This is a genomic window from Pseudomonas sp. HMSC076A11 (assembly GCF_001810205.1).
Lineage (GTDB): Bacteria > Pseudomonadota > Gammaproteobacteria > Pseudomonadales > Pseudomonadaceae > Pseudomonas > Pseudomonas aeruginosa.
In genome coordinates, this window is record NZ_KV800288.1 from 82,737 (window position 1) to 97,959 (window position 15,223).

Annotated in this window: 20 protein-coding genes and 1 riboswitch; of the genes, 14 read left to right on the plus strand and 6 right to left on the minus strand. The window is 68.6% G+C overall.

Going from position 1 to position 15,223, the window contains the following annotated elements:
- Nucleotides 1–8 precede the first annotated feature (8 nt).
- The 3 genes from HMPREF2716_RS10430 to HMPREF2716_RS10440 all read right to left on the minus strand — a co-directional run bounded on the left by HMPREF2716_RS10430 (nucleotide 9) and on the right by HMPREF2716_RS10440 (nucleotide 2,648).
- Entirely contained in the window at nucleotides 9–1,274 is a 1,266-nt protein-coding gene (locus HMPREF2716_RS10430) for an ABC transporter permease (RefSeq protein WP_003118230.1), read from the minus strand.
- A gap of 2 nt (nucleotides 1,275–1,276) precedes the next feature.
- On the minus strand, nucleotides 1,277–1,981 hold the full coding sequence (locus tag HMPREF2716_RS10435) for an ABC transporter ATP-binding protein (RefSeq protein WP_003093325.1): 705 nt from the start codon (nucleotides 1,979–1,981) through the stop codon (nucleotides 1,277–1,279).
- A gap of 88 nt (nucleotides 1,982–2,069) precedes the next feature.
- A complete protein-coding gene (locus HMPREF2716_RS10440; RefSeq protein ID WP_003118231.1) occupies nucleotides 2,070–2,648 on the minus strand; it encodes a DUF2796 domain-containing protein in 579 nt (192 codons plus the stop codon).
- A gap of 132 nt (nucleotides 2,649–2,780) precedes the next feature.
- On the opposite strand from HMPREF2716_RS10440, the gene HMPREF2716_RS10445 reads away from it, so the two are divergent.
- Complete coding sequence (locus HMPREF2716_RS10445) at nucleotides 2,781–3,137, plus strand: hypothetical protein (protein WP_003105273.1); 357 nt, start codon at nucleotides 2,781–2,783, stop codon at nucleotides 3,135–3,137.
- A gap of 24 nt (nucleotides 3,138–3,161) precedes the next feature.
- On the opposite strand, the gene trxA is transcribed toward HMPREF2716_RS10445, so the two are convergent.
- The 3 genes from trxA to HMPREF2716_RS10460 form a co-directional block, all read right to left on the minus strand.
- The gene (gene trxA / locus HMPREF2716_RS10450) at nucleotides 3,162–4,031 is read right to left on the minus strand and encodes a thioredoxin (protein WP_003105274.1); all 870 of its coding nucleotides are present in this window, start codon (nucleotides 4,029–4,031) and stop codon (nucleotides 3,162–3,164) included.
- Nucleotides 4,032–4,102: 71 nt separating this feature from the next.
- Nucleotides 4,103–4,765, minus strand: a complete 663-nt coding sequence (locus HMPREF2716_RS10455) for a class I SAM-dependent methyltransferase (RefSeq protein WP_023105815.1) — start codon at nucleotides 4,763–4,765, stop codon at nucleotides 4,103–4,105.
- On the minus strand, nucleotides 4,762–5,232 hold the full coding sequence (locus HMPREF2716_RS10460; RefSeq protein ID WP_070621886.1) for a YbaY family lipoprotein: 471 nt from the start codon (nucleotides 5,230–5,232) through the stop codon (nucleotides 4,762–4,764). Before HMPREF2716_RS10460 ends, HMPREF2716_RS10455 begins: the two co-directional genes overlap by 4 nt.
- Nucleotides 5,233–5,417: 185 nt before the next feature.
- Between HMPREF2716_RS10460 and nrdR the strand changes: the two genes are divergently transcribed.
- The 13 genes from nrdR (at nucleotide 5,418) to HMPREF2716_RS10525 (ending at nucleotide 15,139) form a co-directional block, all read left to right on the plus strand.
- A complete protein-coding gene (gene nrdR, locus HMPREF2716_RS10465; RefSeq protein WP_003107181.1) occupies nucleotides 5,418–5,882 on the plus strand; it encodes a transcriptional regulator NrdR in 465 nt (154 codons plus the stop codon).
- Nucleotides 5,879–7,000, plus strand: a complete 1,122-nt coding sequence (gene ribD / locus HMPREF2716_RS10470) for a bifunctional diaminohydroxyphosphoribosylaminopyrimidine deaminase/5-amino-6-(5-phosphoribosylamino)uracil reductase RibD (RefSeq protein ID WP_003107179.1) — start codon at nucleotides 5,879–5,881, stop codon at nucleotides 6,998–7,000. The genes nrdR and ribD overlap by 4 nt, the downstream gene beginning before the upstream one ends.
- An 81-nt stretch (nucleotides 7,001–7,081) precedes the next feature.
- A riboswitch (FMN riboswitch) is annotated at nucleotides 7,082–7,244 on the plus strand.
- Between the two features lie 183 nt (nucleotides 7,245–7,427).
- Entirely contained in the window at nucleotides 7,428–8,087 is a 660-nt protein-coding gene (locus HMPREF2716_RS10475; RefSeq protein WP_003093316.1) for a riboflavin synthase, read from the plus strand.
- 26 nt (nucleotides 8,088–8,113) lie between these two features.
- On the plus strand, nucleotides 8,114–9,211 hold the full coding sequence (gene ribBA / locus HMPREF2716_RS10480) for a bifunctional 3,4-dihydroxy-2-butanone-4-phosphate synthase/GTP cyclohydrolase II (RefSeq protein WP_003093313.1): 1,098 nt from the start codon (nucleotides 8,114–8,116) through the stop codon (nucleotides 9,209–9,211).
- Between the two features lie 117 nt (nucleotides 9,212–9,328).
- Nucleotides 9,329–9,805 (plus strand): 6,7-dimethyl-8-ribityllumazine synthase, encoded by a 477-nt coding sequence (ribE, locus tag HMPREF2716_RS10485; RefSeq protein WP_003093311.1) that lies wholly within the window; start codon nucleotides 9,329–9,331, stop codon nucleotides 9,803–9,805.
- Entirely contained in the window at nucleotides 9,802–10,281 is a 480-nt protein-coding gene (gene nusB, locus HMPREF2716_RS10490; protein WP_003093308.1) for a transcription antitermination factor NusB, read from the plus strand. The genes ribE and nusB overlap by 4 nt, the downstream gene beginning before the upstream one ends.
- Nucleotides 10,282–10,299: 18 nt before the next feature.
- Entirely contained in the window at nucleotides 10,300–11,268 is a 969-nt protein-coding gene (gene thiL / locus HMPREF2716_RS10495; RefSeq protein WP_003454180.1) for a thiamine-phosphate kinase, read from the plus strand.
- Nucleotides 11,261–11,776 carry a phosphatidylglycerophosphatase A family protein gene (locus HMPREF2716_RS10500; RefSeq protein ID WP_003093304.1) on the plus strand — a complete coding sequence of 172 codons (516 nt, stop codon included), beginning with the start codon at nucleotides 11,261–11,263 and terminating at the stop codon, nucleotides 11,774–11,776. The genes thiL and HMPREF2716_RS10500 overlap by 8 nt, the downstream gene beginning before the upstream one ends.
- Before the next feature lie 8 nt (nucleotides 11,777–11,784).
- Nucleotides 11,785–12,531, plus strand: coding sequence for a substrate-binding periplasmic protein (locus tag HMPREF2716_RS10505; protein WP_003119126.1), 747 nt, complete (start codon nucleotides 11,785–11,787; stop codon nucleotides 12,529–12,531).
- A gap of 2 nt (nucleotides 12,532–12,533) precedes the next feature.
- Complete coding sequence (locus tag HMPREF2716_RS10510; RefSeq protein ID WP_003093301.1) at nucleotides 12,534–13,178, plus strand: TIGR02281 family clan AA aspartic protease; 645 nt, start codon at nucleotides 12,534–12,536, stop codon at nucleotides 13,176–13,178.
- 130 nt (nucleotides 13,179–13,308) lie between these two features.
- Entirely contained in the window at nucleotides 13,309–13,926 is a 618-nt protein-coding gene (ribA, locus tag HMPREF2716_RS10515) for a GTP cyclohydrolase II (protein ID WP_003110510.1), read from the plus strand.
- A complete protein-coding gene (locus HMPREF2716_RS10520; RefSeq protein WP_003118238.1) occupies nucleotides 13,923–14,342 on the plus strand; it encodes a hypothetical protein in 420 nt (139 codons plus the stop codon). Before ribA ends, HMPREF2716_RS10520 begins: the two co-directional genes overlap by 4 nt.
- On the plus strand, nucleotides 14,342–15,139 hold the full coding sequence (locus HMPREF2716_RS10525; RefSeq protein ID WP_003102817.1) for a cobalamin-binding protein: 798 nt from the start codon (nucleotides 14,342–14,344) through the stop codon (nucleotides 15,137–15,139). Before HMPREF2716_RS10520 ends, HMPREF2716_RS10525 begins: the two co-directional genes overlap by 1 nt.
- Nucleotides 15,140–15,223: the final 84 nt, after the last annotated feature.

Genomic DNA, 15,223 nt, shown 5'->3' on the forward strand with positions numbered 1-15,223 from the left:
TCTCCGGGTCATAGGCGGATCGACAGGCCATCGGCCAGGGACTGGCGGTAGGCGCGCCAGGCCGGCACGCAGCCGATCAGCACGGCGGCCGCCAGGATAGCCCCGAGCAGGCTCCACTCATAGTCGCTCGGCCAGGCCAGCGGCAGGTAGATGCCGTAGTTGGCCTGGACGTAGCCCTGGCTGGCGGCGATGCCGAGGTAGAGCAGGCCGAGGCCGAGGGCGACGCCGGCCAGCGCCAGGCTGAAGGCCTCGGCCAGCAGCAGGCCGAAGATGTGCCAGGGGCGCGCGCCCACCGAGCGCAGGATGGCCATCTCCCGGCGGCGCTCGTTGAGGCTGGTGAGGATCGCCGTGAGCATGCCGATCAGGCCGGTGAGGACGACGAACAGCGAGACCACGAACAGTGCCTTCTCGGCGGTGCCCATCAGGCCCCACAGTTCCTGCAGGGCGACACCGGGGAGGATCGCCATCAGCGGTTCGCCGGGATAGTCGTTGACCTCGCGTTGCAGGGCGAAGGTCGCCACCTTGCTCTTCAGGCCGACCAGGAACGCGGTGATCGCCTGTGGTTGCAGGTCCATGTGCCGCGCCTGTTCGGCACTGACGCGCCCGGCGCCCATCGCCGGCACCCCGTTGCGCCAGTCGACGTGCAGCGCCTCCATGCCGGCGAGGGATATGTGCAGGGTGCGGTCCACCGGGGTACCGGTGCGCTGGAGGATGCCGACCACGGTGAACGGCTTGTCGTCGTGCTTGACCAGGCTCACCGTGCTCACCCCATGGGCCAGCACGATCTTCTCGCCGAGCCTGTAGTGCAGGGCTTCGGCCACCTCGGCGCCGAGCACCACGTCGAACAGGTCCTGGCCGAAGGCGCGGCCCTCGGCCAGTTGCAGTTCCTGGCCGCGGCCGTAGCGGTAGTGCTCGAAATAGCCGGCATCGGTACCCATTACCCGGTAGCCGCGGTGCGAGTCGCCGAGGGAGATCGGGATCGCCCACTTCACCCGCGGGTTTTCGGCGAAGTGCCGGTAGCTGTCCCAGCGGATGTTGTTGGTCGCGTTGCCGATGCGGAATACCGAGTAGAGCAGCAGGTTCACCGAGCCGGAGCGCGCGCCGACGATCAGGTCGGTTCCGGAGATGGTACTGGCGAAGCTGGCCTTGGCCTCGGTGCGGACCCGCTCCACCGCCAGCAGCAGGCAGGCGGAGAGGGCGATGGCGAAGATCGTCAGCAGGGCGGTGAAGCGGCGGTTGGCCAGGCTGGCCAGTGCCAGTCGGAAGAGATACATGCTCAGAGTCCTGCCGGCCGGGCGGCGCGGTTGAGATCGGAAAGGGACAGGCTGCGGTCGAACAGCCCGGCCAGGCTCTGGTCGTGGCTGACGAACAGCAGGCTGGCGCCGGCCTCGCGGCATTCGGCGAAGAGCAACTGGAGAAACGCCTCGCGGCTGTCGGCGTCGAGCGCCGAGGTCGGCTCGTCGGCGATCACCAGCTCCGGCTGGCCGATCAGCGCGCGGGCGGCGGCGACCCGCTGCTGCTGGCCGATGGACAGGCTGTCGGCGCGGCGTTCGTGCAGTTCGCCGCCGAGGCCGAGCTGGCCGAGCAGATGGCTGGCGGCCTGCGCCGGGCTACCGTGGCGTTCGCGGGCGCGCTGACGGCGCAACGCGGAAAAGTGACAGGGCAGCTCGACGTTCTCGCGTACCGAGAGGAATGGCAGCAGGTTGAACTGCTGGAAGATGTAGCCGGTGTGGTCGACGCGGAAATGGTCGCGGCGCGCGGCGGACAGCTTTTCCAGGTCCTCGCCGAGCAGGCGGATGCTGCCGCGGCCGGGCTTCTGCACGCCGCCGAGGAGGCCGAGCAGGGTGGTCTTGCCGCTGCCGGAAGGCCCCTTGAGGAACAGGCTCTCGCCGCGTTCGAGATGGAAGCTGGGAATGTCCAGCAACTCCGCCTGGCCGGGCCAGGCGAAGCCGAGGTTGGTCAGGGTGATCAGTGCGCTCATGGGGGTAGGGGCGGAACGCTCCGCCGGAGCCTCGAGAATGGATGGAGGGGCGCCGCGCCGAATCCCTCGCGGCGCCTCCGGAACGATCCTACAGCTTCAGCTCGGCGCTGGCCGGAGCCAGGTCGGCGCCTTTCTGGCCGTCGGGACCGATCAGTTGTACCTGAATTTTCTGGGTGGCGGGGAAGCGCTTGAAGAACTCGGCGAGGGTCAGCAGCTTGAGCAGCTCGGGCTTCTCGCAACTGAGCTGGTAATGGGCGTGGATATCGGCATGACCGTGTTCGTGTTCGTGTTCGTGGCCTGCCTTCTCCTTGTGCGCGTGGGCCGGCGCCTTGTCGCCGAACAGCGGACTCCGCAGTTCCTGGCTGGCCACCGAGCAGCCGGCGGTGACTGGCAGGGCGAACAGCTCCAGCGGTTTTTCCAGCTGCGCGCGGGCCTTGGCCACGGCGGCCTTGTCCGCGTCGGTGCTGGCGGCGTGTTCGAAACCGACCAGGTTCATCGCCGGGCTGTCCAGCTCCAGTTCGAGGGTCTTGCCGTCCAGCGCCACGTTCAACTGGGCGACGCCGTGCTCGTGCTTGCCCAGGCTGCCATGGGCGTGGTCATGGTCGTGGTCGTCATGGGCCTGGGCGGCGAACGGCAGCAAGACGAGGGCTAACAGCAGTGGGCGCATGAACGGGACTCCGGCAAGGAAGGAAAAGAGTTTGTTACGTTATAACGAATTTTTCCGCCTGCCTAGCCTGGCCGATTTGGCCCCTACGCGCCGACGTGGGAGCATGGCGCGATTCGCTTGTGGAGAAACGAGATGGTGCGGATTCGCGGAAGCATCGGCGACTGGCCGGTGGACCTGACCCTGGAACTGGACGCCGAGGATTGGCGCCAGCTGGCGCAACACGTGCCCCCGCCGCCGCTGGGCGAGCCGCAGGTCGCGGCGGCCAGGGCGCCGGCGCCGGCAGCGCCGGTGGATCGCCTATGGCAGACCGCCCAGGACCTGCTGCGCGGCAGCGGGCGGATCGAGGGGCCGCAGTTGCTGGCGGAGTTGGAGGGGTTCAGCGGCAATGCCGGCGCCGCCAAGCAACTGCTGGTGCGCCTGCGGCACGACGCCCGGGTCAAGGTCGAGGTGGTCGACGGCACCCAGGTGTTCGTCTGGCTGGAGGACTGAGCCCCGCGGACGGGGCTCGGCGACTCAGTAGAGCGCCTGGTACAGCTTGCGGCGGTAGGCGGTGACCAGCGGGTGGTCGTTGCCAAGCAGGTCGAAGACCTGCACCAGGGTCTTGCGCGGCAGGTCGTCCTGGTAGCCGCGGTTGCGCAGGAACAGCTTGAGCAGTCCGTCCAGGGCCGCCTCGTACTGCTGCCGGGCGAGCTGCTGGACGGCCAACTGGTAGGCTGCCTCGTCGTCGCCGGCATCGGCCGCCAGGCGGCTCTTCAGCTCTGCGCTGTCGGGCAGGTCGGCAGCCTGGCGCAGGAAGGTCAGCTGCGCGCGGGCGCCGGCCAGGGCCTGCTTGTGCTCGTCGCTCTTCACCGCGTCGAGGATGGCCTGCGCCTCTTCCAGTTCGCCGCGCTCGGCCAGGCAGCGGGCGTAGAGGATCAGCGCCGCGGCGTTCTCGTTGTTCTCCGCCAGCAGGGCTTTCAGGGTCGCTTCGGCGTCGCCGATGCGGCCTTCGGCGAATAGCGCCTGGGCCACTTCCAGCGGGTCTTCGTCGGGCAGCGCCGGTGCTTTCACATGGGGTTCGAGCAGGGCGCGGATCTGCGATTCGGGCTGGGCGCCGGCGAAACCGTCGACCGGCTGGCCATCCTTGAACAGGACCACGGTCGGCAGGCTGCGGATGCCGAAGCGCATCACGATGTCCTGCTCGACGTCGCAGTTGACCTTGGCCAGCAGCAATTCGCCCTGGTAGGACTCGGCGATCTGCGCCAGCAGTGGCATCAGCGCCTTGCACGGGGCGCACCAGTCGGCCCAGAAGTCCACCAGGACCGGCTTGTGGAACGAGTTCTCGATGACCAGCTGCTCGAAGTTGGCGCCGGTGACGTCGAAGATGTAGGGCGTATCGCTCATGTCGATTCTCGGAAACGCAAGGTGGTGACCACTATAAGTGGGGGCGCGCCGCGCGCAAACAAGCCCGTGCCTCAGGCTTGCCCGCGTTCGGCGTGATACAGGCTGACCAGGCGGAATTCGGCGGGCTCGGCGAGGTCCGGCCAGGTACAGGCGTCGAGCACGTCCAGGCGTCGGTACAGCGGATGACGGAAGTCACGGACCCGCGAGTCGGCGACCAGCGCCTGGCGGCCGCGGCTGAGGAACTGGTCGAGCAGCGGCAGGTTGGCGCGGTCGTAGAGCACGTCGGCCACCAGGATCAGGTCGAAGCGATCGTCCTCGGCGAAGAAGTCCGCCGAATAGCTCAGCTCCACTCCGTTCAGTTCGGCGTTCGCCCGGCTCGCTGCCAGCGCCAGGGGATCCAGGTCGCAAGCCACCACCTCGGCGGCGCCGGCGCGGGCCGCGGCGATCGCCGCCACCCCGGAGCCGCTGCCGAAGTCCAGCACGCGCTTGCCGCGGACCCACTGCGGGCGCGCCGCCAGCCAGCGCGCCAGGACCAGCCCGCTGGCCCAGCAGAAGCACCAGTACGGCGGCTCCTCGAGGATGCGGCGGGTCTCCTCCGGGCTGAACTGGCGGTCCATGTTCTGCGCGTCGATCAGCCACAGGCGCAGGTCGGTGCCGGGCAGCGCGGTGGCGCTGAGCCGGGCGTCGCCGAGCAGCTCGCCTAGCGCCTGGGTCAGGGCTTGCGGTGCCGTCACGGCGCGCGTACCAGGCGCAGTTCGCCGAGGGGCTGGGTGGTCGGCTGGGCGATCCGCAACGGATGCAGGCGCCAGGCCAACTGGCCGGACTGGATCACCCGCGCGTGCAGTTCGACGCGCAGCGCGCCACCGGCCGGCGGGAAGGATTCGGGGTTGAACGGCAGGCGGAAGGGCATGAGTTCGCCGGTGGCCAGCACCGTCTCGCTGGCCAGCAGCCGCTGTGGGCGGTCGCGCTCGTCGATCACCAGCAGTGCCATCTGCACCTCGCTGCCGCGTGGCAGGCTGCCCTGGATGCTGCTCAGCGTTCCGCTCAGCTCGCGCAGGTGGGCCGGTAGCACCGGCTCGACCATGGTCACGCTGCGCGAAGCTTGCGGCGTTGGCGCAGGCTTCGGCTTGTCGCTGGAACAAGCGGCGAGGAGAAGGACGGCCAGCAGGGCGATCGGGCGCAGGGTCATGGGCTGCTCCATAGCGGTGGAATCCGGGCGGCGCTTGTATAGCGCAAAGTGTGATTCTTGTCGCGCTTCGCGTAGTCCGCAACGTCCGATTCCTCTCGCCTTTCCCAGCGTGCCGGCGCCGGTCGATTCTGCGGGTGCTCGGTCGGGCGCGGATGCGCTACCATGCGGCTTCCTTCAGCTACGCCTGTATCAGCACCATGCATTGTCCCTTCTGCGGTGCCCATGACACCAAAGTGATTGACTCGCGACTGGTCGCCGAGGGCGATCAGGTGCGCCGGCGCCGCGAGTGCCTGGCCTGCGGCGAACGCTTCACCACCTTCGAGACCGCCGAGCTGGTCATGCCGCGCCTGATCAAGCAGGACGGCAGCCGCCAGCCGTTCGACGAGGACAAGCTGCGCGCCGGCATGCAGCGCGCCCTGGAGAAGCGTCCGGTCAGCGTCGAGCGCCTGGAAGCGGCCATCGGCCACATCAAGCACCAGTTGCGCGCCACCGGCGAGCGCGAGATCAAGTCGCGGGTGCTGGGCGAACTGGTGATGGCCGAGCTGCAGAAGCTCGACGAAGTCGCCTACATCCGTTTCGCCTCGGTCTACCGGCGCTTCCAGGACCTCAACGAATTCCGCGAGGAGATCGAACGCCTCGCCCGCGAGCCGGCCAAGGAATGAACGCCGCCGACCCGCTGTACATGGCCCGCGCCCTGGAACTGGCGCGCCAGGGGCTGTACTCCACCCATCCGAATCCGCGCGTCGGCTGCGTGCTGGTCAAGGACGGCCAGGTGGTTGGCGAGGGCTGGCACGTCCGCGCCGGCGAGCCGCACGCCGAGGTCCATGCCCTGCGCCAGGCCGGCGAGAATGCACGCGGCGCCACCGCCTACGTGACCCTCGAGCCCTGCAGCCACTTCGGCCGCACCCCGCCGTGCGCCGATGCGCTGGTGGGCGCCGGGGTGGCGCGGGTGGTCGCGGCGATGCAGGATCCCAACCCCGAGGTCGCCGGTCGCGGCCTGCTGCGTCTGATGCAGGCCGGCATCGCGGTGCAGAGCGGCGTCCTCGAGGCCGAGGCGCGGGAACTCAACATCGGTTTCATCAAGCGCATGGAACATGGCCTGCCGTTCGTCCGGGTCAAGCTGGCGATGAGCCTGGACGGGCGCACCGCCATGGCCAGCGGGGAAAGCCAGTGGATCACCGGGCCCTCCGCGCGTTCGGCGGTGCAGCGCTTGCGCGCTCGCTCCAGCGTGGTGTTGTCCGGCGCCGATACGCTGCTGGCGGACGATGCGCGGCTCAACGTACGCCCCGACGAACTGGGCCTGAACGCCGAGCTTACCGCGCTCGCCGCGGCTCGCCAGCCGTTGCGGGTGCTGGTCGACGGGCGCCTGCGGGTGCCGCTGGAGTCGGCGTTCTACCAGGCCGGTCCGGCGCTGGTGGCGACCTGCGCCGCCGCCTCGGCGCGCGAACGCTTCCAGGACGCCGGCCACGAACTGCTGGCGCTGCCCTCCGCCGAGGGCCACGTCGATTTGCACAAGCTGCTCCTGGAACTGGCGGCGCGCGGCGCCAACGAAGTGCTGGTGGAGGCCGGCCCGCGTCTGGCCGGCGCCTTCGCCCGGCTGGGGCTGGTGGATGAGTACCGGCTGTTCGTCGCGCCGAAGTTCCTCGGCTCCAGCGCCCGTCCTTTGCTCGACTGGCCGCTGGCGCGGATGGCCGATGCGGCGCAGTTGCGGATCGACGACATCCGCGCGGTGGGCGACGACTGGCTGGTCACCGCGCGGCCCCATCCGCGGGACGCCTGAACTTCGCTGCGCGGCGACGCGGCGGACGATGCACAAGCGGCGCAACTGTGGTAAAACGCCACACGGCCATCTCGGTGGCCGTAACGTTCTCAGGGCGGGGTGAAAGTCCCCACCGGCGGTAATGGCGCGCAAGGCGCCTAGCCCGCGAGCGCTTGCCGGACCGGCCACCGCCGGACGACAAGGTCAGCAGACCCGGTGCGATTCCGGGGCCGACGGTCATAGTCCGGATAAAGAGAGAACGGGATTGCCTGCCTGGGCGTACCCTGTGCGCCCGCAAGATCCCCTTCGATCCAAAAAGCCCTGTTTTTCACGAAACAGGAGTTCGTCATATGTCTTCATCTTGGAATACCCGCGCTATGGCACGCAGGCCGCTCGGCGTCGCGCCGGCCATGCTGTGCGCCTGTGCGGCGGAAAAACGGGAGGTCGCATGTTCACCGGCATAATCGAGTCGATCGGCAGCGTCCGCGCAATGACGCCCAAGGGCGGCGACCTGCGGGTCTACATCGCCACCGGCAAGCTCGACCTGGGCGACGTCAAGCTCGGCGACAGCATCGCGGTCAACGGCGTCTGCCTGACCGCGGTGGAACTGCCCGGCGATGGCTTCTGGGCCGACGTCAGCCGCGAGAGCCTGGCGCGCACCGCCTTCCAGCACCTGAAGGTGGGTAGCCGGGTGAACCTGGAAAAGGCCCTGACGCCGACCACCCGCCTCGGCGGACACCTGGTGAGCGGCCACGTCGACGGCGTCGGCGAGGTGCTCAAGCGCGAGGAGAACGCCCGCGCCATCCAGTTCACCGTGCGTGCCCCGCGCGAACTGGCCAGGTACATCGCGCACAAGGGCTCGATCACCGTCGACGGCACCAGCCTCACGGTGAACGCGGTGAACGGCGCGGAGTTCGAGCTGACCATCGTCCCGCATACGCTCAGCGAAACCATCATGGCCGAGTACCAGCCCGGACGCCGGGTCAACCTCGAGGTCGACCTGCTGGCCCGTTACCTGGAGCGCCTGCTGCTTGGCGACAAGGCCGCCGAGCCCAGCGCCTCCGGCATCAGCGAAGCGTTTCTCGCCGAGAACGGTTTTCTCAAGTAACCCACGAATTGCATAAGGGGGTGCCCATGGCACTCAACACGATCGACGAACTGATCGAAGACATCCGCCAAGGCAAGATGGTCATCCTGATGGATGACGAGGACCGCGAGAACGAAGGCGACCTGATCATGGCCGCCGAATGCGTCCGCACCGAAGACATCAACTTCATGGTCAAGCATGCCCGCGGCCTGGTCTGCATGCCGATGACCCGCGAGCGTTGCGAGCGCCTCGGCCTGCCGCTGATGGTGCAGCGCAACGGCTCCGGCTTCGGCACCAAGTTCACTGTCTCCATCGAGGCCGCCGAGGGCGTCACCACCGGCATCTCCGCCGCGGACCGCGCCCGCACCGTGCAGGCTGCGGCGGCGAAGAACGCCGTGGCCGCCGACATCGTCAGCCCCGGCCACATCTTCCCGCTGATGGCCCAGCCGGGCGGTACCCTGGCTCGCGCCGGGCACACCGAGGCGGCCTGCGACCTGGCGCGGATGGCCGGGTTCGAGCCGTCCGGGGTGATCTGCGAGGTGATGAACGACGACGGCAGCATGGCTCGCCGGCCCGAACTGGAGGCGTTCGCCGCCGAGCACGGGATCAAGATCGGCACCATCGCCGACCTGATCCACTACCGGCTGATCCACGAGCGCACCGTCGAGCGCATCGCCGAGCAGCCGCTGGACAGCGAACTGGGCCACTTCAACCTGATCACCTACCGCGACTCGGTGGAGGGCGACGTGCACCTGGCGCTGACCCTCGGCAAGGTCTGCGCGGAAGAGCCGACCCTGGTCCGCGTGCACAACATGGACCCGCTGCGCGACCTGCTGCAGGTCAACCAGCCGGGCCGCTGGAGCCTGCGCGCGGCGATGACCAAGGTCGCCGAGGCGGGCAGCGGCGTGGTGCTGCTGCTCGGTCACCAGATCGGCGGCGACGACCTGCTCGCCCATGTCCGCGAGATCGCTTCGGCGCCGGCTCCGGCGCCCAAGGCCACCACCACCTACAGCACCGTCGGTGCCGGTTCGCAGATCCTGCGCGACCTCGGCGTGCGCAAGATGCGCCTGCTGAGTGCGCCGATGCGCTTCAATGCGATATCCGGTTTCGACCTGGAAGTTGTAGAATACCTGCCCGCCGAATAAGGCCTGTCCCGCCCGCCGCGTGCAAGATCGCGGTGGGCGCTATGCTGGACGGACCTTTCGACCCTTTTCGCTCGGGGCGCAACGGCGTCCCGGCTCTTTAACAGATGAGACCTGCTCATGACCCTGAAGACCATCGAAGGTACCTTCATTGCCCCCAAAGGCCGCTACGCCCTGGTGGTCGGCCGCTTCAACAGCTTCGTCGTGGAAAGCCTGGTCAGCGGCGCCGTCGACGCCCTGGTCCGCCACGGCGTGGCTGAAAGCGAGATCACCATCATCCGCGCCCCGGGTGCCTTCGAGATCCCGCTGGTGACCCAGAAGGTCGCCCAGCAAGGCGGCTTCGACGCCATCATCGCCCTCGGCGCGGTGATCCGTGGCGGCACCCCGCACTTCGAATACGTGGCTGGCGAGTGCACCAAGGGCCTGGCCCAGGTGTCCCTGCAGTTCGGCATCCCGGTCGCCTTCGGCGTCCTCACCGTCGACTCCATCGAGCAGGCCATCGAGCGCTCCGGCACCAAGGCCGGCAACAAGGGCGCCGAAGCCGCGTTGTCGGCCCTGGAAATGGTCAGCCTGCTGGCGCAGTTGGAGGCCAAGTGAGCAATCAAGACAGCGGCAACCCGGCAGCCAAGCCGCCGAAAGGCAAGACCGCCGCTCGCCGCAAGGCCCGCAGCCTGGCCGTCCAGGCCCTGTACTCCTGGCAGATCGCCGGCCAGCCCCTGCACGAGATCGAGGCGCAGTTCCGCACCGACAACGACTTCTCCGAGGTCGACGGCGCCTACTTCCACGAGATCCTGCACGGCGTGCCGCGACAGAAGAGCGAGCTGGACTCCACCTTCGAGCCCTGCCTGGACCGCCCGCTGGCCGAGATCGACCCGGTCGAGCTGGCCATCCTGCGGCTGTCCACCTACGAGCTGCGCAACCGCATCGACGTGCCCTACAAGGTAGTGATCAACGAGGGCATCGAGCTGGCCAAGACCTTCGGCGCCACCGACGGCCACAAGTTCGTCAACGGCGTGCTCGACAAGCTGGCGCCGCGCCTGCGCGCCGCCGAGCTGCGCGGCGGCAAGCGCTGATCCCGCGCCGGCGGCGTCATGGGTGAGTTCGAGCTGATCCGCCGCTTCTTCGCCGCGGCCGCCTGCGCGGCGCCGGCGGCGGACGTGGCCCTCGGCATCGGCGACGACTGCGCCCTGCTGGCGCCGCCAGCCGGCGAACAACTGGCGGTCTCCACCGATACCCTGGTGGAAGGCGTGCATTTTCCCGCCGGTTGCGACCCTTTCCTTCTTGCCCAGCGCGCCCTGGCGGTCTCCGCCAGCGACCTGGCGGCGATGGGCGCCGCGCCCCTGGCCTTCACCCTGGCCCTGACCTTGCCGCAGGCCGACGCCGAGTGGTTGCAGGGCTTCGCCCGCGGCCTCGACGCCATGGCCCGGCAGTGCGGCCTGGCCCTGGTCGGCGGCGACACCACGCGCGGCCCGCTGAGCATGACCCTGACCGTATTCGGCAGGGTGCCGGCCGGCCAGGCGCTGACCCGCGCCGGTGCGCGCCCGGGCGACCTGCTCTGCGTCGGGGGCCCGCTCGGCGAGGCTGGAGCGGCGCTGGAACTGGTGCTGGAGCGAAGATCGGCGCCCGCCGAGGTGGCCGAACCGCTGCTGGCGCGCTACTGGACGCCGGCCCCGCAATTCGGTCTGGGCCTCGCCCTGCGCGGCAAGGCCAGCGCCGCCCTGGACATCTCCGACGGGCTGCTCGCCGACTGCGGGCATATCGCCCGCGCTTCCGGCGTTGCCCTGTTGGTCGAATGCCAGCGCTTGCAGGCAAGCGCCGCGTTGAGCGGCCTGCTCGCCGGCGAGGAAGCCTTGCGCCAGCAACTGGCCGCCGGCGACGACTACGTGCTGGTTTTCACCCTGCCGCCTGAGTACCTTGGCGAGATTCGCGCCGCGTGGCCGGCCACGGCCGTCATCGGCCGGGTCGAGGCGGGACAGGGGGTGCACCTGCTCGACGCCGACGGAAAGGAACTCATACCGGCCGCGGCCGGTTACCAACATTTCGGAACCCAACGTGACTGAGCATCCTGATCAGGCGCCGGCGCAGCCGGTGCCGCCGTCGGTCTGGCGCAATCCCTGGCATTTCCTCGCCTTCGGCTTCGGCTCCGGCACCCTGCCCAAGGCGCCGGGCACCTGGGGGTCGCTGGTGGCCATCCCGTTCATCCCGCTGTGGCAGATGCTGCCGGACTGGGGCTACTGGCTGATGCTGGGAGTGACCATGCTGTTCGGCTTCTGGCTGTGCGGCAAGGTCGCCGACGACCTGCGCGTGCACGACCACGAAGGCATCGTCTGGGACGAGATGGTCGGCATGTGGATAACCCTCTGGCTGGTGCCGGAGGGCTGGTGGTGGCTGCTGATCGGCTTCGTCGTGTTCCGCATCGTGGATATTCTCAAGCCCTGGCCGATCAGTTGGGTGGACCGCAACGTGCACGGCGGCGTCGGGATCATGCTCGACGACGTCCTGGCCGGGGTATTCGCCTGGCTGGTCATGCAGGGTCTAGTCTGGGGATGGGTACACTGGCTGGTCTGAGGCCTCCCATGCGTCTGCTCGTCCTGTTCTGCTGCCTGTGGCTGCTGCCCGGCGTCGCTTCCGCCGCCCCCGCCGTGGGCGAGATCCGCGTGGTCAGCGAAACCTGGACGCGCTACACCCAGGAGGACGGTCGCGGGGTGGCCTGGGACCTGTTGCGGGCCGTCTACGAGCCGGCCGGGGTACGCCTGCGGATCGCCAACGAGCCCTATACCCGGGCGGTCGGCCTGGTCCTGCGCGGCGAGGCCGACGCCTGGGTCGGCGCCTACCGCGGGGAAATCGACGAAGCGCTTTATCCTCGCTGGCCCTATGACGTCGATCCGATCGCCGTGCTTTCCCTGAAAGACAATCCGCCGCCGCCACTGGAGGGCCTGAGCCGGTTCCGCCTGTCATGGATGCGTGGCTACGCCTTCGCCCGCTATTTCCCTACCCTGACCCCGCACAGCGAGTTGCAGCGCCGCACCTCGGCGCTGCCGATGCTGCTCAACCACCGGGTCGACTATTTCATCGATTCGCGTCCGGAACTCGAGGAAATGCTCGCAGGGGCCGGAGCGCTGGCGGCTGAGTACCGCATCACCGACGTCACTCGGTTGCCGCTGTATCTTGGCTTCTCCGATTCCCCCAGGGGCCGTGAGCTGCTGGCGCTGTTCGACCGGCGCATGCGGCAGTTGCATGCCAGCGGCGAGCTGGAGCGGATCTTCGCCCGCTGGAACTGGCCCTATGCGCCGTTGAAGGCAATCCTGCCACCCAAGGAGTGATCATGCTGCGGCTGTGCGTCGCCCTGTTTTCCAGCGTTCTCGCGTTGTCCTCGCTGGCCGCGCCCCAGGTGTTCGTGGTCGGCCTGTTCCCCGGCGCGGCGGTACTCAACGTCGATGGCCAGCGCAAGCTGGTCAGGGTCGGCCAGACCGGCCCGCAGGGCGTCCAGGTGGTCAGCGCCGACAGCCGCAAGGCGGTGCTGCGGATCGACGGCGTCGAGCGCACCTACGAACTGAGCCGCGAATACAACGAGGCAGGCTATTCGGCGCCGCAGCGGCAAAGCTTCAGCATCGCCCGCGGTACGGGCGGGCACTATTGGGTGGCTGGCTCGGTGAACGGGCAGAACATGCAGTTCCTGGTGGATACCGGCGCCACCAGCATCGCCATGAACGAGAACGAGGCGCGCCGCCTGGGTATCGATTACCGGGTGGACGGCAAGCCGATGGTCGCCTCCACTGCCAGCGGAACCTCGCGCGGCTGGCGGGTGACCCTGGACCGGGTGAAGATCGGCGGTATCGAGTTGCTGGGTGTCGAGGCGGCGGTGATCGAGGGTGGCTATCCGACCGAAGCCCTGCTCGGCATGAGTTTCCTCAACCGGGTGCGTTGGCGCGAGGAACAGGGAATGCTGCTTATCGAGGCCAAGCATTGAATGTCGCTCGCTCATAACCCGGGGTTCTATTCATCGTCCATCTCGATAGGTATTTGCGGCATTTCGAGCTGACCGGGCGCCGGACGCTGCTGGTACAATGGCGGACTTCCGTTTCCCTAGGAGTTCCCCGGTGTCCGTCGTGTTCGTCGCCGCCTCCAAACTGCCGACTCCCTTCGGCGAATTCACCATGCATGGTTTCCTCGACGAGGAGAGCGGCAAGGAACATGTAGCCCTGAGCATGGGCGACATCGCCGATGGCGCGCCGGTGCTTGGTCGCCTGCATTCCGAATGCCTGACCGGCGACGCGCTGTTCAGCCTGCGCTGCGATTGCGGTTTCCAGCTGGAAGGCGCGCTTGCCGCCATCGCCGAGGAGGGCCGCGGCGTGCTCCTCTACCTGCGCCAGGAAGGTCGCGGCATCGGCCTGCTGAACAAGATCCGTGCCTATGAATTGCAGGATGGCGGTGCCGACACCGTCGAGGCGAACCTGCAACTGGGTTTTGGCGCCGACCAGCGCGACTACGCCATGTGCCAGCCGATGCTCGCGCACCTGGGCGTCTCCTCCCTGCGCCTGATGACCAACAATCCGCGCAAGGTCAAGGCGCTGGAAAGCTACGCCATCACCGTGGCGGAGCGCGTGCCGCTGCAAAAGGGCCTGAACAAGCACAACAGGCGCTACCTGGCGACCAAGGCCGGCAAGCTCGGGCACATGCTCGGCAGCCTGCACCAGGGCGAGGCGGAAACCACGTGAGTCGCCAGCAAGCCCGCGGCGCGCTGGGACGTGCCTGGTGGTTGCAACTGGCGTTGGCGCTGTTGCCGCTGATCCTGGTCGAGTTCTTCCTCGGCGAACTGCAACCCCTTCCCCATGGCCTGGCGATGCCGCTGTTCATCGCCGCGCTGCTGTCGATGTTCGTCAACCTGCCGCTGTTCGGTGCCTACAAGCGTGGTCTCATCGCCACCCAGAAAGCGCTGGATACGGCGGAGGAAGCCGCCGCCTGGGCCCGTCTGGCGCAGGTGCGCCGCAAGGCCCTGTTCGGCGCCAGCCTGCCGGCCTGGATCGGCGTGCCGGGTGTGTTCGCCGGGCTCAACGGCGTTGCGCTGATCCTGCTCGGGGTCACCAGCCTGGTGCTGTTCTGGCTCTACCGTATTCCGCGTCAACTCGGTTGATGCGCTCGTTCTGGCTGCTCGCCTGCCTGCTCCTCAGCCTTTCCGCCGGGGCGGCGCAGCGGGTGGTCAGCCTGGCGCCTTCGCTGACCGACAGCGTCCTCGAACTCGGCGCAGCGCGCCGCCTGGTCGGCGTGCTGGATGGCGGCGAGCGTCCGGCGGCGATTGGCGACCTGCCTTCCGTCGGCCGCTACGGCCAGGTCAATCTCGAACGCCTGCTGGAACTGCAGCCCGACCTGATCCTGGTCTGGCCCGGCAGCGTGCCCGAGGCGCAGTTGCAGCGCCTGCGGGACTTCGGCATCGCCCTCTTCATCGCCGAACCGCACAGCCTCGACGAACTGGCCCTGCAACTGGCTGCGCTGGGCGAGGCATTGGGCGAGGCCGAGGCCGGCCAGCGGTTGTCGGCCAGGTTCCGCGAAGGCATGCGGCGCCTGGCCGAGCGCTACCGGCGGGACAAGCCGCTGAAAGTGTTCTACCAGGTCTGGGACCGGCCGCTGTACACCATTGGCGGACGCCAGGTGATCAGCGATGCGCTGCGCGTCTGCGGCGCCGAGAACCTATTCGGCGACCTGCCGCAGCCGGCGCCGCAGGTCAGCGTCGAGGCGGTTCTGGCGCGCGATCCGGCGGTCATCGTCGCCGGCAGTCACGCCCAGCTCGAACTCTGGCGGCAATGGCCGGCGCTGGCGGCGACGCGGCGCGGACAGCTGTACCGGATCGAAGACAAGAACCTCGAGCGGCCGAGCTTCGCCATGCTGGCGGCGACCGAGAAACTCTGCCGCTCGCTCGCCGGGGCGCGCTGAATGCTTGCCGGTATCGCGCGCTGTATCGGCGGATAACGCCGGCGGCGTTGTTCGCCCTACGGCAATTGGGGGGTAGGGCGAATA